This window comes from Streptomyces sp. NPDC006208 (assembly GCF_040613775.1).
In the GTDB taxonomy this organism is placed as follows: domain Bacteria; phylum Actinomycetota; class Actinomycetes; order Streptomycetales; family Streptomycetaceae; genus Streptomyces.
The window spans coordinates 1-18,814 of the sequence record NZ_JBEXSW010000059.1 but is presented as its reverse complement, the minus strand read 5'-3'; the positions used below and the strand labels follow the sequence as shown (position 1 = coordinate 18,814).

The 18,814-nt window shown below is 71.6% G+C and carries 12 protein-coding genes; 3 read left to right on the top strand and 9 right to left on the bottom strand.

The window, feature by feature from the left end; genetic code table 11:
- Positions 1–45: 45 nt before the first annotated feature.
- Both ABZ208_RS34085 and ABZ208_RS34080 read right to left on the bottom strand, forming a co-directional pair.
- Positions 46–1,425 (bottom strand): FAD-dependent oxidoreductase, encoded by a 1,380-nt coding sequence (locus ABZ208_RS34085; protein ID WP_356913316.1) that lies wholly within the window; start codon positions 1,423–1,425, stop codon positions 46–48.
- 28 nt (positions 1,426–1,453) lie between these two features.
- Positions 1,454–2,380 carry a DUF4349 domain-containing protein gene (locus ABZ208_RS34080; protein WP_356913315.1) on the bottom strand — a complete coding sequence of 309 codons (927 nt, stop codon included), beginning with the start codon at positions 2,378–2,380 and terminating at the stop codon, positions 1,454–1,456.
- 130 nt (positions 2,381–2,510) lie between these two features.
- Between ABZ208_RS34080 and hemG the strand changes: the two genes are divergently transcribed.
- Positions 2,511–3,962 carry a protoporphyrinogen oxidase gene (gene hemG / locus ABZ208_RS34075; protein WP_356913314.1) on the top strand — a complete coding sequence of 484 codons (1,452 nt, stop codon included), beginning with the start codon at positions 2,511–2,513 and terminating at the stop codon, positions 3,960–3,962.
- A 4-nt stretch (positions 3,963–3,966) separates the two neighbouring features.
- Positions 3,967–4,680 (top strand): hydrogen peroxide-dependent heme synthase, encoded by a 714-nt coding sequence (gene hemQ / locus ABZ208_RS34070; RefSeq protein WP_356631692.1) that lies wholly within the window; start codon positions 3,967–3,969, stop codon positions 4,678–4,680.
- A 229-nt stretch (positions 4,681–4,909) separates the two neighbouring features.
- Here hemQ and ABZ208_RS34065 read toward each other — a convergent pair whose 3' ends face one another.
- The 7 genes from ABZ208_RS34065 to ABZ208_RS34035 all read right to left on the bottom strand — a co-directional run bounded on the left by ABZ208_RS34065 (position 4,910) and on the right by ABZ208_RS34035 (position 13,495).
- Positions 4,910–6,529: an alpha/beta hydrolase gene (locus ABZ208_RS34065; protein ID WP_356913313.1), complete on the bottom strand. Its 1,620-nt coding sequence runs from the start codon at positions 6,527–6,529 to the stop codon at positions 4,910–4,912.
- Positions 6,530–6,632: 103 nt separating this feature from the next.
- A complete protein-coding gene (locus ABZ208_RS34060) occupies positions 6,633–7,421 on the bottom strand; it encodes a TIGR04222 domain-containing membrane protein (protein WP_356913333.1) in 789 nt (262 codons plus the stop codon).
- Between the two features lie 93 nt (positions 7,422–7,514).
- Entirely contained in the window at positions 7,515–8,477 is a 963-nt protein-coding gene (locus ABZ208_RS34055) for a TIGR04222 domain-containing membrane protein (RefSeq protein ID WP_356913312.1), read from the bottom strand.
- Between the two features lie 5 nt (positions 8,478–8,482).
- Positions 8,483–10,261: a DUF692 domain-containing protein gene (locus ABZ208_RS34050; protein ID WP_356913311.1), complete on the bottom strand. Its 1,779-nt coding sequence runs from the start codon at positions 10,259–10,261 to the stop codon at positions 8,483–8,485.
- Between the two features lie 140 nt (positions 10,262–10,401).
- Entirely contained in the window at positions 10,402–11,178 is a 777-nt protein-coding gene (locus tag ABZ208_RS34045) for a DUF4142 domain-containing protein (RefSeq protein WP_356913310.1), read from the bottom strand.
- A gap of 1,007 nt (positions 11,179–12,185) precedes the next feature.
- Positions 12,186–12,863, bottom strand: coding sequence for a 4'-phosphopantetheinyl transferase superfamily protein (locus ABZ208_RS34040; RefSeq protein ID WP_356913309.1), 678 nt, complete (start codon positions 12,861–12,863; stop codon positions 12,186–12,188).
- Between the two features lie 479 nt (positions 12,864–13,342).
- Complete coding sequence (locus ABZ208_RS34035) at positions 13,343–13,495, bottom strand: ferredoxin (protein ID WP_328395044.1); 153 nt, start codon at positions 13,493–13,495, stop codon at positions 13,343–13,345.
- Positions 13,496–13,901: 406 nt separating this feature from the next.
- Between ABZ208_RS34035 and ABZ208_RS34030 the strand changes: the two genes are divergently transcribed.
- Positions 13,902–18,814, top strand: a 4,913-nt coding sequence (locus ABZ208_RS34030; protein WP_356913308.1) for a type I polyketide synthase, incomplete at its 3' end; no start/stop codon positions are given.

Sequence of the window (18,814 nt, the reverse complement as noted above, 5' to 3'; positions counted from 1 at the left end):
CCAGGCCGTAGGGGGGCGGGGTGGGGAACCCGCCCGCCGCAGGTGCTACGTACCCGCCTTCCGTACCGCCGTCGTCGCCTTTCGTGCCGCGACCAGGACCGGGTCCCACACCGGGGAGAACGGCGGCGCGTAGCCGAGGTCCAGCGCCGTCATCTGCTCCACCGTCATGCCTGCCGTCAGTGCCACGGCCGCGATGTCCACCCGCTTTCCCGAGCCTTCGCGGCCCACGATCTGGACGCCCAGCAGACGGCCCGTGCGGCGTTCCGCGAGCATCTTGACCGTCATCAGGGCCGCGCCGGGGTAGTAGCCCGCGGTGCTCGTCGACTCGATCGTCGCCGTCACGTACTGGAGACCCACCTCGCGGGCGTCCTTCTCACGCAGGCCCGTGCGGGCGATCTCCAGTTCGCACACCTTGCTGACCGCCGTGCCCACCACGCCGGGGAACGTCGCATAGCCGCCGCCCGCGTTCGAGCCGATGATCTGGCCGTGCTTGTTGGCGTGCGTGCCCAGGGGGACATGGCGTTCGCGGCCGGAGACCAGGTCGAGCACCTCCACACAGTCGCCGCCCGCCCAGATGTTGTCGTGGCCCCGCACGCGCATCGCGAGATCGGTGAGCAGGCCGTCGTATGCGCCCAGGGGGAGGCCCGCGGCACGGGCGAGCGTGGTCTCCGGCTCCACGCCGATGCCGAGGATCACCACGTCCGCCGGATACTCGGCCTCCTCCGTGACCACGGCGCAGGCACGGCCGGAGTCGTCCGTGCGGACGGCGGTGACGGCAGTGCCGGTGGCGGTCCTGATGCCGAGGCCGTCCATCGCCTTGTGGACCAGACGGCCCATGTCGGGGTCGAGGGTCGCCATCGGCTGCTCGCCGCGGTTGACCACCGTCACCTCGTAGCCGCGGTTCAGCAGCGCCTCGGCCATCTCCACGCCGATGTAGCCCGCTCCCACCACGACCGCGCGCCGGCCCTCCGTACCGGCCAGCGTGTCCAGCAGGGCCTGGCCGTCGTCGAGGTTCTGCACACCGTGCACGGCCGGCGCGTCGATGCCCGGCAGCCGGGGACGCACCGGCCGTGCGCCGGTCGCGATCACCAGCTTGTCGTAACCCGTCCAGCCCTCCGTGCCCGTCTCCAGGTCGCGCGAGCGCACCCTGCCGCCCGCGATGTCGATCTCCGTCACCTCCGTGCGCATCCGCAGATCGATGTCACGCGCGCGGTGCTCGGCGGGAGTGCGGGCGACCAGGTCGTCGCGTTCGGGCACCTGACCGCCCACCCAGTACGGAATCCCGCACGCCGAGTACGAGCTGAAGTGCCCGCGCTCGAAGGCGACGATCTCCAGCTCGTCCGCTCCCTTGAGCCTGCGTGCCTGCGATGCGGCGGACATGCCCGCCGCATCGCCCCCGATGACCACCAGTCGCTCCGTTGTCATGGGGAACACGCTACGGGGGAGCGGGTGTTCAGTCCTCGTCCGAACCGCGTGCGGGCGTGGGCCCGGAGGCCGGGCGCTTCGGGAGCCGGGGGCGCACCAGCCACCGCCACAGCGCGTAGAGCACCGCCGCGACCGCGGCGAACGGAGCCACCGCACCTATCGCCACGGTGACCCATCGCAGCGTCGCCACCAGCGCGCCCCAGCCGCCCGAGAGCGCGTCGAGGAAGCCGGGTTCGTCCTCGTCCTTCTTGGCGTCCTTCTTCTCGGTCTCGGAGAGCGACAGGGTGATCGTGGCCAGCGTCGTACGGTCCTTCAGCGAGGCCTGTTGCGCCAGCAGCGACTCCAGGGCCGCCTGACGGCTGCTCAGCTCGCCCTCCAGCGTCACCACGTCCGACAGCTTGGTGGCCCGCTCCATCAGCGCCCGCACCCGCGCCACACTCGCCCGCTGCGTCGCGACCCGGCTGTCCACGTCCACGACCTGGCCCGTGACGTCCTTGGCGTCGGCCGTGCGGGACAGCAGCTTGCCCGCCCCGGCCAGCTCGGCCAGCACCGAGTCGTAGTGCTCCTGCGGCACGCGCAGCACGATGCGTGAGGACACATGGGTCTCGTCGATCCGCTCCGTGGTCTCGTTCTCGACCCGGCCGCCGGCTCGCGCGGCAGTCCTGCGCGCCGCGGCGAGCGCCTTCGCGGCGTCCTTCACCTCCACGGCGAGGTCGGCGGTGCGGATGATGTGGGCCGGCACGGCCGACGGCTGCTTCGGCGACCCCTCCCGGCCCGCGCCGTCGTCCGCGGGCTTCTCCGCGGCCTGATCGCCCGCGAAACCGGGGGCGGCAGCCCCCGCCTTGTCCTGGGCCTGTGCCTTCGCCGCGTCCCCGCCGGAATCGGCCGCGCCGCACCCGGCGAGGGTGAGTGAGGTGAGCAGTAGCAGTGCCGCGAACGCACGTGGTGCGCGCATGGTCGGCCCCCTGGGCTATGGGTGATGAGTGTTGTTCCTTCGACGTTTGCGATCACGTCGTGGGTTGTCCGGATCAGATTCCGAACCGGTCACGTTCGGGACTCGGAACGGCGTTTGAGAGAGTTGGCCCATGCAGCGTTCTCCTCACCGCATGGACACAGCAGCACCTCATGTCGTCGTGGTCGGCGGCGGCATCGCCGGTCTCGCCGCCGCGCACCGGCTGCTCGCCGCCGGCGCACGGGTGACCCTTCTCGAGGCCACCGGCCACCTCGGAGGCAAGCTGCAGGCAGGCGAGATCGAGGGCGCCCCGGTGGACCTGGGTGCCGAGTCGATGCTCGCGCGCCGTCCCGAGGGGGTCGGGCTGGCCCGTGCCGTCGGCCTCGGCGACCGTCTGCAGCCGCCCGCCGTCGCAGCCGCCACGGTCTGGACGCGCGACGCACTGCACCCGATGCCCAAGGGCCATGTGATGGGTGTCCCCGGCACCCCCGAGGCACTGGCGGGGCTGTTGTCGCCCGAGGGCATCGCCCGTATCGGGAGAGAACGCGACCTCGCCCCGGCCGAGCTCGGCGACGATGTGGCGATCGGCGCGTATGTCGCCGATCGCCTCGGCCGTGAAGTCGTCGACCGGCTCGTGGAGCCGCTGCTCGGGGGCGTGTACGCGGGCGACGCGTACCGCATCTCCATGCGCGCCGCCGTCCCCCAGCTGTTCGAGGCGGCCAGGACCCACGCCTCACTGCTCGACGGCGTACGCGACATCCAGGCCCGCGCGGCGGCCGGGGCGCAGGCCGACGGCCCCGTCTTCATGGGCATCGACGGCGGCTTGGGCCGGCTGCCGGGTGCCGTCGCCGACGCCGTACGCGCACAGGGCGGCGAGATCCGCACAGAGACACCCGTACTCGGCCTGACCCGTGGCGCCGACGGCCACGGCTGGCAGATCCGCACCGACCGCTCGCCGCTCACGGCCGACGCCGTAGTCCTCGCCACCCCTGCCTGGTCCGCGTCCGCGCTGCTCGCCGCCGAGTCCCCGGTGGCGGCCTTCGAGCTCGGCCAGGTCGAGTACGCCTCCATGGCGCTGGTCACCATGGCCTTCCGCCGCGCGGACCTGGCCGCGACGCCGCCCGGCAGCGGCTTCCTGGTCCCGCCCGTCGACGGCCGCGGCATCAAGGCCTCGACCTTCTCCAGCAACAAGTGGGGCTGGGTCGGCGAAGGCGCGGGCGATCTGTTCCTGCTGCGCACATCCCTCGGCCGCTACGGCGAGGAGCAGATGCTCGAGCGCGAGGACGACGAGCTCGTGGACGTGTCGCTGAGCGATCTCGGCAAGGCGATCGGCCTGACCGCCCGGCCCGTGGCCACCGAGGTCACCCGCTGGACCGGCGGCCTGCCGCAGTACCCCGTCGGGCATCTGACCCGGGTCGCCCGCATCCGCGACGAGGTCGCCCGACTGCCCGGCCTGCGGGTGTGCGGCGCGGTGTACGACGGGGTCGGCATCCCCGCCTGCATCGCCAGTGGGCAGCGCGCGGCGGACGAGATTCTCGCCACGCCCACCCTGGCGCAGGGCACTGATCGCGGCGCGGGAGAATAGCTGTATGAGTGCGCCCGAAAAGATCCCGAACGCAGGCAAGAAGGCCAAGGACCTCAACGAGGTCATCCGGTACACGCTGTGGTCCGTCTTCAAGCTGCGCGATGTGCTCCCCGAGAACCGCTCCGGCTACGCGGACGAGGTCCAGGAGCTGTTCGACCAGCTCGCCGCCAAGGACGTCACCGTGCGCGGCACGTACGACGTGTCCGGGCTGCGTGCCGACGCCGACGTGATGATCTGGTGGCACGCCGAGACCGCGGACGAGCTCCAGGACGCGTACAACCGCTTCCGGCGCACCCGTCTGGGCCGCGCGCTCGAGCCGGTCTGGTCGAACATGGCGCTGCACCGCCCCGCGGAGTTCAACAAGTCGCACATCCCGGCCTTCCTGGCCGACGAGACGCCGCGCAACTACGTCAGCGTCTACCCCTTCGTGCGCTCCTACGACTGGTACCTGCTGCCGGACGAGGACCGCCGCCGGATGCTCGCCGACCACGGCAAGATGGCCCGCGGCTACCCGGACGTGCGCGCCAACACGGTCGCCTCGTTCTCGCTCGGCGACTACGAGTGGCTGCTCGCCTTCGAGGCCGACGAGCTCTACCGGATCGTCGACCTGATGCGTCATCTGCGCGCCTCCGAGGCCCGTATGCACGTCCGCGAAGAGGTCCCGTTCTACACGGGCCGCCGCAAGAGCGTGGCCGACCTCGTGGCCGGCCTGGCCTGAGCCTCGACAGGACCTTGTGGCCGGGACTTCGGTCCCGGCCACAGCTCGGGCCGGCCCTGGCGAACTCCACGAGACCGTGCGGTCGGGCGTATCAGCCCCGTGGGAACCCACAAGACCGTGCGGTCGGGCTGGATCAGGCCCCGTGGAACCCACCACCGGCAAGGGCCGCGCAAGGCCCCTGCCCCGGTGAGCCACTGGCTGGGCAAGGGCCGGCCCATGACCCGGAAGATCAGACGGCGTGCGGCAGCTTCTTCGGCTGTGCGGTCCGCCGGTCCAGCGACACCGGGTCCGGCTCCGGGTGCGGCGCGCATGCAGCGCGCCGCACCGGCGTCCTGCCCGTCAACAGATAGTCCTCCAGGTACGCGTTGACGCACTTGTTGCTGCCGCCGCCGATGCCGTGCGTACCCGCGTCCTCCTCCGTGATCAGTACGGAGCCGGCGAGCCGCCGGTGAAGCTCCAGCGCACCCGCGTAGGGCGTCGCCGCGTCCCGCTCCGCCGCGAGGATCAGTGTCGGCGGGAGCACGCCGTACCGGGTGTGCACGTCCAGCGGCTGCTGCCGCGCCATCACAGGCCAGAAGGCGCACGGCAGGTTCATCCAGGCGTTGTCCCACGTCTCGAACGGGGCGCGCCGCGCCAGCAGACTGTTGTCGCGGTCCCAGGTCTTCCAGTCCGTCGGCCACGGGGCGTCGTTGCACTCGACCGCCGTGTACACGGCGGTGCTGTTCTCCTCGGACCGCGCGGACTCGGGATTCGGCGCGGCCTGGTCGACCAGAGGTTTCGCGTTGCCCCGCAGATACTCCGAGAGCGCGCCCGCCCGCTTCGGCCAGAAGTCGTCGGAGTACGCGGTCGCGAGGAAGGCGGCGTGCAGCTGCCCGGGTCCGACCTTGCCGCCCGCCGGTTTGTGCGCGAGCCGGGCACGCACCTTCTCGTAGTTGCGCGCCACCGCTTCGGGCGTGGTGCCCAGCTTGTAGGTCTTGTCATGCTTGGCGACCCAGGCGCGGAAGTCGGCCCAGCGGCCTTCGAAGGCGAGTGACTGGTCGAGGTTGCTGCGGTACCAGATCCGCTGCGGGTCGGGGTTCACCGCGGAGTCGAAGACCATACGGCGCACATGGGTCGGGAACAGCGTCGCGTACAGCGCACCGAAGTAGGTGCCGTAGGAGGCGCCCATGAACGTCAGCCGTCTCTCGCCGAGCGCCGCTCGCAGCACTTCGAGGTCACGGGCGTTGTTGAGCGACGTGTAGTGGCGCAGTGCCGCACCTGCCCTCCGCGCACAGCCCCGCGCGTATGCCTTGGCCTGGGCGACGCGCTCCTTCTTGTACGAGGCGGAGGGGTGCGTCGGGGCCAGGGTCGGGGCCTTGACGAAGTCCGACGGTTCCTGGCACGACAGCGGGGCGGAACGGTCCACACCGCGCGGTGCGTAGCCCACGAAGTCGTACGCCCGCGCGATGCGCTTCCACTCCGGGAGCTCGGCGGCCATCGGGAAGAACATGCTCGAGGCGCCCGGGCCGCCGGGGTTGTAGACGAGGGCGCCCTGCCGCTCCGTACGCTTGCCGCTCGCCTTGACCCGGCTGACGGTGAGCTTGATCTGACGGCCCGACGGGTTGGCGTAGTCGAGCGGGACCTTCACGGTGCCGCACTTGACCGACGCCGCAAGCTCCTCCACCTCGGGGCAGTTGCCGAAGGTGATCCCGGCCGCCGCCGCGCGCCCGGCGGCCAGTGCGGTGCCGTAGGACTCGAGGCCGTACGACTCGGGGCCGAGGGTGGCGCCGCCGGCCGGTGCGACGGTGAGAGCGCTGAGGACCAGACAACCGAGGCCCGTTACGACGCCGTATTTCGCAACTGCTCGCATCGCGTTCCCTTCGTACGCACGACGGCGGCCCGCAGGCCACAGGACAGAGGGATCCTTCGCAGGGCAGTTGCGGGTTGTAAAGCACCGACGTGGGGTGTCGGAATCAAAGACTCCGATGCGCTGAAGCCGATCCGCCGTCCGCCAGCGCCGCACGCAACTCCGGGTCCTCCAGGGCGCCCACGCCGAGGACCGCGACCGAGGTGAGCAGCGCGTGCTCGCCGCCCGCACCCGTTCCGTACCGCGTCACGAGCGACCCGAGCAGGCGCCGGCCGTCCGGCGAGGCCCAGCGGGTGTAGGGGTGCACCTCGACCCGCGCGATCGCCAGGCACCCGACGACCAGCAGCAGGGGGAGCGTGAACCAGGCGAGCACCCGGCCTGTGTCGGCGCCGTCCAGCGGAGCCGTCAGTACGGCCGCGGTCGCCAGCGCCGCGGTCGCCAAGCCGGCCGCCCGGACGCCGCGCACCGCGGACACCATCTGCGTTCTGGCGGAGTCGGGGACGGCGAGGCCGTCCCCGACGAGCCGGTCGGCCAGCACCCGTACAGCGTCGGCAGTGGACGCGGTGCTGCGCACCGCCGCTATCGGGGCCTGGCCTGCCGGGCCTATCGCGCCGATGACCGAGCGCTCCAGGTCGTCCTCGCCCACCGGGTCGACGACCGTCGCCCAGCCGGTGTGTGCGAGCAGCAGCCTGCGTCTGCGGTGCATCGAGATCAGCGTGAGGTCGGTGACCCGGTGGGGGCCGCCGGCCAGGAAGGCGGCTTCGTACAGGCTCAACTCCCGGTCGCTGCCCGTGCCTTCGGGCAGAGGCGCGGCTTCGGATGCGGCGACGCACAGACGTATGCAGTTGAGGCCCGTCACGGCCCAGGCAACCAGCAGGAACAGGACCCAGAACATGGCCGAGTTGTACGCGAGGAGGACGCGACCACGCCATGTGTTGTTCCCCACGCGAACGCAGAGTTATCGCTTCGTGACGGGCCTGTGGGGTGGTCAGGAGCTGCTGCTGCAGCTGGAGGAGCTCGAGGAACCGCAGCTGGACGAGGAACTGCCGCAGCTGGAACCGCTGCTGCTGCCCGATCCGCAGCCGGAACCGCCGCTGCCCGATCCGCAGCCGGAGCTTCCGCAGCCGGAGCCCGAGCTCGAACCGGCGCACCACACAGGGGCGATGTACGGGGAGTCCGGGGTGGAGTGGTGGTACGGCGCCTGGTTACGGCCGCGTTGGGGCATCGCCGCCGCATTCAGCTGACCCCTCAGATCCCGGTCGGGCAGACCGCGCACCCCGTGGAGTGCGACCAATGCGGCCGGACCGTGGATCTGCCCGTGACCCGAGCGGTACGCGTGCAGGGCGTTGCGCCCGGCAGGGGTGACGCGGCGTCCCGCCCGGTTGGCCATCAGGAAGCCGACCACGCAACCCGTCAGCAGTACCGGGAAGAGCAGAGTGGCGACCGGCGGGCCGTCGGACGCGAAGAGCTCGGCGAAGGTCAGCACGAAGGAGAACGGCACCGCGAGCATGCATATGACCCCTTGGGCCATGCCCCACGCCGCCGCCCCGGTGTTCCGGCCGGGCGGCAGCATCAGCCCCCGCGCCGCGAGGCCATCACCGATTTCCTGCACGGCGGGGCTGCGCATGACCTCGCGCCGCAGTGTGTGCAGCGCGCCGTGCGGAGCGGCGGCGAGCACGTCGAAGACAGCGCGCTCCACGGGGTCCTGGGCGACGGGCCGCAGCACGCCGGCGATTCCGGGGCCGCCGATGACGATCCTTCCGTCCGTGTGCAGCGCGGCAAGGGCGGCGTCCACGACCCTGCCGGGGCCGCCCGCGATGAAGGCGGCCTCGTACGCGTCGTGGATGCGGGCGTCGCCCGCGCCGCCCTGCTGGGCAGCGGACACCTTGACGATCAGCAGGGTGGAGGAGAGACCGATGGCGAGACAGACGAGGACGACCAGGACGGTCATGTCACTCACCTCCTGACGAGTGCGGCTCGGGCGGCGCGGACCAGGCGGGTGGCCCTGCGCGGCGGGCGGACGGTGGCACGCTCCCGCCACCAGTGGGTCAGTGAGCGGCGGGCCTCGGCGTCCTCGGGGCGCCCGGAGACGAGCAGATGCTCGGCGAAGTCGAGCGCGTCGCGCCGGTAGCCGGCTTGCATGGGCCGCGCCTTGGCGTAGGCGAGGAACGCGGGTCGGTAGCCGGTGCCCAGGATCTCCGGCAGCTCGGGTGCCACCTTGGCGACGACATCGGCACGCTTGGCGGCCAGGGCCCGGCTCTGCACGCGCAGCCGCCGCAGGTCGAACCCCTCGGGCGCGGGCGTCCCGGCGACAAGGGCGGACAGCAGGGCGGCCTGCGCGAGTGCGACCCGCTCCCGGGGAGCGTCGGCGCGCGCCGGCACTTCGTCGGGCCGGGTGGGCGCGGCGGGTGCCGATGCCTGCGGCACGGCAACCGGCACCGCCGGGACGGCAGCCGCGTCGGCGGCCTCGGCCCCCGCCACGAAGGGGTGTTGAGTGGTGTCCCGCTCAGTGGCGGCGCGGGATGCAGCCTCCGTCTGCCCGGCGGAGCCCGTTGTGGCCGAGGGTATCTCCGCCTCGGCCGGCCGGCGCGCGGCTCGACGAGCTGATGACGCCTCCCGCGTGGCGAAGGTGCGAGTCTCCCCGGTGGCCGGCGCTGCGGTCGTCGCCCGCCCTGCGGGCATCCCGGCCGGAGCCTCCGCGCCCGCGGACCGGGTGGCGACGGCGTCGTCCCGCTCTGTCGCCACGTGCGCGACCGCCGCCGTGGAGGCGATCACGGCCTCCGGTGCGGCGGCCACGGCGGCGTCCCCGGCCGCCTGGGCAGAGGGGGCGGCAGCGTGCCGCACCGTCGGGAGCGGTCCGTGCGACGCATGGACCAGGTCGGCCGAGCCGCGCTTGCCCGCCGGCGGGGCAGCCGTCACCGACGTCACCACCGTGCGGATGGTCGTCAGTTCCGCCTCGAGCTCCGCCTCGGACGGGAAGTCGTCGTCCCGCTCCAGCAGGACGCCCGGCGGGGCGACCCGGCTGCGCAGCTCCGCCAGGATGTCCAGGACCGGCTTGGTGACCGGGTGGGCGTGGGTGTCGTGCCACACGCCCTCGCGCTCGATGCCGCCCGCGACATGGACATAGGCGATCGCCTCGACCGGGAGTTCGTCGAGTGCCTGCGACGGGTCCTCGCCGCGGTTGACGTGGTTGGTGTGCAGATTGGCCACATCGATCAGCAGCCGTACGCCGGTCCGTTCGACCAGTTCGGCGAGGAACTGCCCCTCGGTGAGCTGCTCGTCCGGCCAGCAGATCAGCGCCGCGATGTTCTCCAGCGCCAGTGGCACCGGCAGCGAGTCCTGGGCGATGCGCACGTTCTCGCACAGCACCTTCAGGGCGTCCCAGGTGCGCGGCACGGGCAGCAGATGGCCCGCCTCCAGTATTGGTGAGGCCGTCAGCGCGCCGCCGGCCCGTACGAACGCGATGTGTTCGGTGACCAGCGGCGCGTCCAGCGCCTGTGCCCGCCCTGCCAGCTCGGCGAGCCGCTGCTCGGACGGCCGGTCCGCGCCGCCGAGACCCAGGGAGACGCCGTGCGGCACGATCCGGGTGCCGCGCGAGCGCAACCTGCTCAGGGAGGCGGGCAGGTGGCCGGCGCAGACGTTCTCCGCGACGACCTCGACCCAGTCGAGGCCCGGCAGCCGTTCCACCGCGTCCGCGATCTCCGGCCGCCAGCCGATTCCGATGCCGAGTTCCATGGGGTCCCCCTCCTCCGTGCCCGACGTATGACGTGCGGTGCAGAGGTCATGGCCCCGCCGAACGGCGGTGAATCCAGAGGAGGGGACGTTCAGAGCTTCATTTGAGGTTCCGGGGGCCTGGCCGCCGCGCGGACCGACCCTTAGCCGGCGGGTTCCGGAGCCTCCGGACGGTTGGTGTTGACGGTGCCCGGAGCCACGGGAGAGGGGCTGGACGTGAGCTGCTGGTTCCCCGAGGGCTCCGCGGGCTTCGGGGCCGGAGGCAGGCTGCCGTTCGGCGGCGGCGGACCCGTGGGGCTGGCCGTCGCACCGGTGGCCGCCTCGTTGGCTATGGCGTCGAAGTCCACCATCCCGGTGTTCTCCAGCATGGTGATGTGGTCCAGCACCGTCACGTTCGCGTCGCTCGCCAGCTGCCGTATCAGGGTGTTCCGGGTGGTGTGCCGGACCTGGGCGACCAGGGCGAAGACCTTGCCGTGCGCGTTGCGCAGCAGGTTGGCGAACTTGTACTCGTACTCCCGGCCGCTCGCCGCCGACAGCTCCCGCAGCCAGCCCTGCTGCTGCTCGGTGGGCTGGTTCGGCAGCTCCACGCCGAGCTTCGCCGCCACGTCGCGCGCCCGCTTGTCGAGGTCGGAGTGGCCGACGATCAGGTGATCACCGGCGTCCCTGATCGCCTTGGTCGGCGCACGCTCGATGGCCTGCTGTCCCGCGGGCAGCTCCCAGAGCCCGGCGAGCCGCACCTTCACCAGGAAGTCCCGGTCCGTGGCCGACAGAGGCCCCCACTGGGTTGCCACGCTCGACGCGTTGAGATTGTCCTGCCCGGTGCCGGAACGGTCGGCATAGGACCACACCGGGAAGGCGAGCGCCCCGACCGTGGCGACCAGGGCCGCGATGATGAGTGCTGTTCCGTTGATGCGCCGCAACAATGTGCCTCCAGTGCCGATGCGTTACACGGCAGACCAACCGCCGACTGAACCGCCGCACAAACTACTTGGCGGTACGGAGAAGTACGTAACGCAGGGCCCTGTTGTTCAGGTGCGCAGCGACGGATGGTCGGCGACCACCGTGCAGGAGCCCGGAGCGATCTCGGTCGGGGCCAGACCTTGCATTGTGCTTCTCACCTGCTTTGACCCCCTGTCCGTCTGCTCCTGACTGCTGTGGACCCCACGGGTGGTGACGCCGTTGCCTCGGAGGGGTACGGACTCTGAACCCGAGATCCGCGAGCTCCTTGAGGCGCTGCCTCTCTTGTGTCACAGGCGAGCGGTCGCCCGCGCCACGGTCAAAAGAGCGTCCTGGTCTGGTGGAGCAGCGGGGGCACGCCCGTGGTGGGCACGGCAGAGACCCGACACGGTTGCGACTTTTCGAGTAGGCAAGCCATGTCGAACCCGGGAGGGCTGGGCGATCCCGAAGGCCACGCTTCCCCGGGCACGGTCAGAGTGTTGTTCGTGGCTTTCCGTGGTGCGTGTCTGGCCGGGTGAGCATCGTCCTGACGGTCCCAGAGCAGCCAGACTCTCATCAGGGTCCGGGCGGCAGGACCACGCAGGCGATGCGCGTGCTCCCGCACAACGTTACTGCGGCGGTTCAACCGCATCGGTTGGTAGCCCGTGATGTCGAAATCGAGCATTGCGTCATCTTGTCAGAGCCGCCTCAAGTCAGCTCGACGCAGGCCCACCGAGAGTCGACCAACCACTTCTCAGACACCCCTCCCGGGACAGAACACCCTTTAAGATCGAGCTCGAGTCGGCCCAGGAGCAGGATGCTGCCACCGCCGAAACGGTGCACTGAATCCATGAGGCAAGATCACTCCTCTGGAGTTGGTGCCAGCCGAACAAGTAGCGAGCCGTATCGCGGCTGTCCGCCCGAGGCACTAGGAAACCGTGCAGCTGCGCCACATCCATGCACCGCACTCGGCCGTACCCGAACTAAGAGGTCAGGCGTGCGGGACAGCGACGGCCGTGGCCACCAGCCCGTGCTGGATGGTCCAGCGGCCCTCGAAGCGGTCGAGGCGGCGGTCGCCCACGCGCGGGCCCGGTACAAGGAGCTTGGCGCGGAAGGTGCCGTTTGACGGGCCGCCGGGGTCCACGAAGATCTCGATTTCAGCTTCGTCGAAGTCGAGCCACTTGACTGTGAGGGGGGACCATACCTTGTAGACGGATTCCTTGGCGCTGAACAGGAGCCGGTCCCAGTGGATCCCGGGCGCGTCTGCGGCGAGCCGGCGCAGCCGGTTGCGTTCTGCGGACAGGGACACCAGGGGCAGCACCCCGTCGGGCAGCGGCCCGTCGGGCTCGGCGTCGATACCGAGGGAGGCCATGTCAACGGTATGGGCCAGTGCGGCAGCGCAGTAGCCCTCGCAGTGGGTCATGCTGCCGACCAACCCGGCCTGCCAGCTCGGGGCACCATGCTCGCCAGGCAGTACCGGCTGCGGCGGCAGACCGAGCGCCGTCATGGCGCGGCGCGCGCAGGAACGTACGGCTGCGAACTCTCGGCGACGCGTGTCGACCGACCGCGCCACGAGTGCCGCTTCCTCGGGGTACACCTGCGCGTCCGTGGTGCTGTGGTCGTAGGCCTCCACGACGACCACGGCCTCCGGAAGCAACTCTTCGATCACTGGGCACCGTCCTTTCCCGACATGGATGTGGCGCAGCTGCACGGTTTCCTACCTGCGCGCACCGATCACGCCTCTTGGCTCGGGAACGGCCGAGTGCGGGTGTGTGGCCAGGTAGGGGACACGCGGCTGCCACGGGGCACCGGCGTCCGGGTAGAGAGGCCCAAGCCCGGCCGCTTGGGCAGCGCGCATGGTCACCCGATGGGTGTGCACGTGTTCTGGGTGTCCGGGCAGCCCGCGGTAGGCGTCATGGGTGGGCGCGTGTACCGCAGTCGGCCCCGGGCTGCTGCCTCGCAGGAGCCGGCCTCACCCTCCACCCCCGCATGACCCGACAACACGAGTTCAAGGTTCAGTAATGGAGCGAGCATGTCGCGCTGTGGGGCCGCGGACCCCGGTCGGCAAGCCGTGGCGTTCGGTGTTCGCTTCGGTGTTGCGCTCGGCTGCGGCGGCGATGTCGAGAGGATCCTTCGAGGGCACCACGGTCATACGATTCTGATGGCCGCTGTCGGGCACCGCTCGGCGGCCTCCTTCACCGCCGCCCGCTGCTCGGCGCGGGGGGTGGCGTCGGACCGCGCGGTCTGCAGGCCGGTGACCAGGTGGCCGACGTGCCCATCGGGGTACCGCAGCGGGGTCATTGGGCACTCCTTGCGCGCTTGTGTGAAGGGGACGGGCGGGTCGAAAGGACAATCTGAGGGGCGTGCCGTAGAGAAGGGCTGCGCTGAGTGATTCTCGGCTGCTTGCAAATGCACCATGAAAGACGGGGCCTCTTCATCAGAGGAAAATGGGGAAGGTCATACAAGCTGTAGTTCTCCCACAACTGCCCCTAGGGTTCTCCTTAGATTTACCCCGGCTGCCGGTGCTCGTCCCGTCGCCCATTGGGGATTCCCCTAGATCTGATCCGCTGCAGCCGCGGTACGCGGCCACGGGCCCGAAACTAGGGTCACACTGCAACTTGTCGCCGCCCGGTCGAGCCGATCGCCCGTACCGAGGCCAGCACGGTGCGGTGCCTTTTCGTTCTCTGTGTGGGTGGTGGAGCGCAATATGGTCGAGTCCGAGCTCAACGGAACGGGGAATCGGGCCGGTTCGGCTTTGGCGGATTCGGCCGATGGCATAGCCGTCATCGGCTTGGCGTGCCGGCTGCCAGGGGCCGCCGACCCGGCAGCCTTTTGGCGGCTGCTCAGCGAGGGCACGGACGCGATCACCGACGTCCCCCCGGACCGGTGGGACGGGGCCGCGGTGGCCGACGCCGACCCGTCCGCGCCGGGCAGGACCGACATCCGCCGGGGCGGGTTCCTCGAACGCATCGGCCACTTCGACGCCGGGTTCTTCGGGATCTCCCCCAAGGAGGCCGCCGCCATGGACCCGCAGCAGCGGCTCGTACTGGAGCTGGCCTGGGAAGCGCTGGAGGACGCGCACGTGCGCGCCGGGACGCTGCGCTCCACCCGGACGGGGGTGTTCGTCGGCGCCATCTGGGACGACTACGCGACCCTGCACCACCGCTCCGGGCTCACCGCCATCTCCCCGCACACCGTCACCGGACTGCACCGCAGCATCATCGCCAACCGGGTCTCGTACTTCCTCGGCCTGAACGGCCCCAGCTTGACCGTGGACTCCGGCCAGTCCTCCTCCCTGGTCTCGGTCCACCTGGCCTGCGACAGCCTCCGCAAGGGCGAGTCGACGATCGCCCTCGCGGGCGGCGTGAACCTCAACATCGTCCCCGAGAGCACCCTGGGCGCCGCCAAGTTCGGCGGCCTCTCCCCGGACGGCCGCTGCTTCACCTTCGACGCCCGCGCGAACGGCTACGTCCGCGGCGAGGGCGGCGGCATCGTCGTCCTCAAGCCGCTGGCCCGGGCCGTCGCGGACGGAGACCCGGTCTACTGCGTGATCCGCGGCAGCGCGGTCAACAACGACGGCGGCGGCGACGGGCTGACCGTACCCCTGCAGTCCGGGCAGGAGCAGGTGCTCCGGCTCGCCTACGAACGGGCCGGAGTCGACCCCGCCCACGTCGGCTACGTGGAACTGCACGGCACCGGCACCAAGGTCGGCGACCCCATCGAGGCAGCCGCGCTCGGCGCGGTGCTCGCCACGGGGCGCGAGTCCCGCCGGCCGCTGCGGGTCGGCTCGGCCAAGACCAACGTCGGCCACCTGGAGGGCGCCGCCGGCATCACCGGCCTGCTCAAGGCCGCCCTGTCGCTCCGCCACCGCGAACTTCCCGCCAGCCTCAACTTCGACACCCCCCACCCGGCGATCCCGCTGACCCGGCTGAACCTCCGGGTGCAGACCGAGCACGCCGCGTGGGAGACCCAGGACCACCGCCCGCTGCTTGCCGGAGTCAGCTCGTTCGGCATGGGCGGCACCAACTGCCACATCGTGCTGGCGGAGCACCGTGCCACGGCGGACGGGCCCGAAGGCGGCGGGTCCGCGACGGGTGCGGATACGGATTCGGGCACGGGTACGCGTACGGACATGGTGACGGTCACGGCACCGGCGCTGTGGCCGCTGTCCGCCAAGACCGCCTCCGGGCTGCGTGCCCAGGCCGCCGCCCTGCTCTCGCACGCCGAGGCGCACCCCGGCCTCGCCCTGCCTGACGTCGGCTGGTCGCTCGCCACTGGCCGCACCGCCTTCGAGCACCGGGCCGTCGTCGTCGGCCACGACCGCGAGGACTTCCTGCGTGCCCTGCGCGAGCTGTCCACCGGCGGAATCGACGCCGCACTGACCACGGGCCGCACCGGCCCGCGCGGCAAGCTCGCCTTCCTCTTCTCGGGCCAGGGCAGCCAGCGAGCCGGCATGGGCAGCGAACTGACCGAGGCGTTCCCGGCGTTCGCCGCCGCGCTGGACGAGGTGTGCGCACAGCTCGACCCACGCCTGCCGCGGGCGCTGCGCGAGGTTATGTTCGCCCCCGAGAACTCCGGGGAAGCGGCCGAACTCGACCGGACCCTCTACACGCAGACCTCGCTGTTCGCCCTCGAGGTCGCCCTGTTCCGGCTGCTGGAGAGCTGGGGCCTCACCCCTGACCTGCTGATGGGCCACTCCATCGGCGAACTCGCCGCCGCGCACGTGGCCGGCGTCCTCTCGCTTGCCGACGCCTGCGCCCTGGTCGCCGCGCGCGGCCGCCTGATGCAGGAACTCCCCACCGGCGGGGCCATGATCGCGATCCAGGCCGCCGAGAACGAGGTCCGCGCCCGCATCGGCGACCGCACGGACCGTGTGAGCATCGCCGCGCTCAACGGCCCGGACTCCGTCGTCGTCTCCGGTGACGAGGACCTCGTCACCGAGATCGCCGAGGCCTTCGCGGCCCTGGGGCGCAAGACCAACCGGCTGCGGGTCAGCCACGCCTTCCACTCCCCGCACATGGAACCCATGCTGGCGGAGTTCCGTCGGGTGGCCGAAGGCCTTACTTTCCACGCCCCGCGCATCCCGATCGTGTCCAACGTGACGGGCGAGTTGTCCGAGGGGCCCGGGGAGTACGAAGGCGTAACTGCCGAGTACTGGGTCCGCCACGTCCGTGACGCGGTCCGGTTCGCCGACGGCGTCGCCCGCCTCGACGAGCAGAGCGCCCGCACGTACCTGGAGCTCGGCCCCGGCGGTGTGCTGACCTCCATGGCCCGTGCCGGCGCCGGCGCCGATGGCGAGGCCCTGTTCGTGCCCGCCCTGCGCGCCCGCCGCCCCGAGGCGCATGCCCTGCTGGCGGCGGTCGCCTCGCTGCACGTCCACGGCGTGGAGCCGGACTGGACCGCCCTGTTCGACGGGCGAGGCGTACGTCGTAAGGTCGCGCTCCCCACCTACGCGTTCGAACGGCAGCGGTACTGGCTGGACGGCGCTGCCCCGGCCCCCGTCGCCACCCCCTGGGCGCCTGCCGTCCCGCAGCCGGAAGGGACCGCCGGGACTACCGAGACCGATGGGATTGATGGGACCGCCGGGACCGGGAGCGCGCCCGCCGGCGCCCTGGCACAGCGGCTGGCCGGCCTACCCGAGGCCGAACGCGACGAAGCCGTAATCGACCTGGTCCGCGCACACATCGCTGCCGTCCTGGGACACGCCGAAGCCCGCCAGGTCGAGACCGAGTGGACGTTCAAGGACCTCGGCTTCGACTCGCTCAGCTCGGTGGAACTGCGCAATCAGCTCGGCGAGGCCACCGGGCTGCGCCTGCCCAGCGGACTGCTGTTCGACCACCCGACCCCTGCCGCGCTCGCCCGCCACCTCGGCGCGGAATCCCTGGGCGAGGGCACGGCGGTCGTCTCGCCTGGGATGCCCGGGACGGTGGCCGACCCCGACGAGCCCATCGCCATCGTGGCCATGAGCTGCCGCCTCCCTGGCGGGGTGCGCTCACCGGAGGACTTGTGGCGGCTGGTCGCCTCCGGCGGCGACGCCATCTCCGGATTCCCGACGGATCGCGGCTGGGACGTCGAAGCGCTCTACGACCCGGAGCCCGGCACCGCCGGCAAGTCCTCGACCCGGCAGGGCGGCTTCCTCCACGAAGCAGCCGAGTTCGACGCCGGCTTCTTCGGCATCAGCCCCCGCGAGGCCGCCGCCATCGACCCGCAGCAGCGGCTGGTCCTGGAGACCGCCTGGGAGGCCTTCGAGCGCGCCGGCATCGACCCGGCCACGCTGCGCGGCTGCCGGGCGGGTGTGTTCATCGGCGCGACGGCACAGGACTACGGCCCCCGGCTGCACGAGCCGGTCGACGGCATCGAGGGCTACCTGCTGACCGGCACGACGACCAGCGTCGCATCGGGCCGCGTGGCCTACTCGTTCGGCCTCGAAGGCCCGGCCGTCACGGTCGACACCGCATGCTCGTCGTCCCTGGTCGCCCTGCACCTGGCCGTCCAGTCGCTGAGGAGCGGCGAGTGCACGATGGCCCTGGCCGGCGGCGTGACCGTGATGTCCACGCCCGGCATGTTCGTGGAGTTCAGCCGTCAGCGGGGCTTGTCGGCGGACGGCCGCTGCAAGGCGTTCGCAGCCGGCGCGGATGGCACAGGCTGGGCCGAAGGAGTCGGCATGCTGCTGGTGGAGCGGCTCAGCGACGCCGAGCGCAACGGACACCGGGTGCTGGCGGTCGTGCGGGGCAGCGCGGTGAACCAGGACGGTGCGTCCAACGGCCTGACGGCTCCGAACGGTCCGTCGCAGCAGCGGGTGATCCGGCAGGCACTGGCCTCCGCCGGACTCGCGCCCGCCGACGTCGATGCGGTGGAGGCGCACGGTACGGGAACGCGGCTCGGCGACCCGATCGAGGCAGAAGCCCTCATGGCCGCCTACGGCCAGGGGCGGGACAGCGACCGGCCGCTGTGGCTGGGCTCGCTGAAGTCCAACGTCGGTCACACGCAGGCCGCGGCGGGTGTGGCTGGCGTGATCAAGATGGTGATGGCGATGCAGCACGGCGTGCTGCCGCAGACCCTCCACGTGGACGAGCCGACGCCGCACGTGGACTGGTCGGCGAGCGGCGTACGGCTGCTGACCGAGGCAGTGGAGTGGCCTGACAGCGACCTGCCGCGCCGCGCGGCGGTGTCCTCGTTCGGCATCAGCGGCACCAACGCGCACGTCATCGTCGAACAGGTCCCGACGAGCGAAGCACCCGCCCGTGAGGCGGCTGCTGTGGGACCGGTTCCGTGGGTGCTGTCGGGGAAGAGTGAGGCGGCGCTGCGGGACCAGGCGGGTCGGCTGTTGTCCTTCGTGGACGCGGAGGGTGCCGATGCTGGGCCGGCTGATGTGGGGTTCTCGCTGGCCACGTCCCGTGCGGTGCTGGAGCGCCGTGCGGTCGTCGTGGGTGAGGACGTTGCTGAGTTGCGGCGGGGGCTGGAGGCGATTGCTTCTGGTGCTGCTCCGGTGGGCGGTGCTACTGGGGGCAAGGTCGGGTTCTTGTTCTCGGGTCAGGGGTCGCAGCGGTTGGGGATGGGGCGTGAGCTGTATGCGGCGTTCCCGGTGTTCGCCGATGCGTATGACGAGGTGTGTGCGCG

What these genes read in the sequence shown, in the direction of transcription:
- ABZ208_RS34085 (WP_356913316.1), bottom strand. Translation starts at nt 1,425, where the DNA reads ATGACAACGGAGCGACTGGTGGTCATCGGGGGCGATGCGGCGGGCATG.
- ABZ208_RS34080 (WP_356913315.1), bottom strand. Translation starts at nt 2,380, where the DNA reads ATGCGCGCACCACGTGCGTTCGCGGCACTGCTACTGCTCACCTCACTC.
- hemG (WP_356913314.1), top strand. Translation starts at nt 2,511, where the DNA reads ATGCAGCGTTCTCCTCACCGCATGGACACAGCAGCACCTCATGTCGTC.
- hemQ (WP_356631692.1), top strand. Translation starts at nt 3,967, where the DNA reads ATGAGTGCGCCCGAAAAGATCCCGAACGCAGGCAAGAAGGCCAAGGAC.
- ABZ208_RS34065 (WP_356913313.1), bottom strand. Translation starts at nt 6,529, where the DNA reads ATGCGAGCAGTTGCGAAATACGGCGTCGTAACGGGCCTCGGTTGTCTG.
- ABZ208_RS34060 (WP_356913333.1), bottom strand. Translation starts at nt 7,421, where the DNA reads ATGTTCTGGGTCCTGTTCCTGCTGGTTGCCTGGGCCGTGACGGGCCTC.
- ABZ208_RS34055 (WP_356913312.1), bottom strand. Translation starts at nt 8,477, where the DNA reads ATGACCGTCCTGGTCGTCCTCGTCTGTCTCGCCATCGGTCTCTCCTCC.
- ABZ208_RS34050 (WP_356913311.1), bottom strand. Translation starts at nt 10,261, where the DNA reads ATGGAACTCGGCATCGGAATCGGCTGGCGGCCGGAGATCGCGGACGCG.
- ABZ208_RS34035 (WP_328395044.1), bottom strand. Translation starts at nt 13,495, where the DNA reads ATGACCCCGCTGCGGTACCCCGATGGGCACGTCGGCCACCTGGTCACC.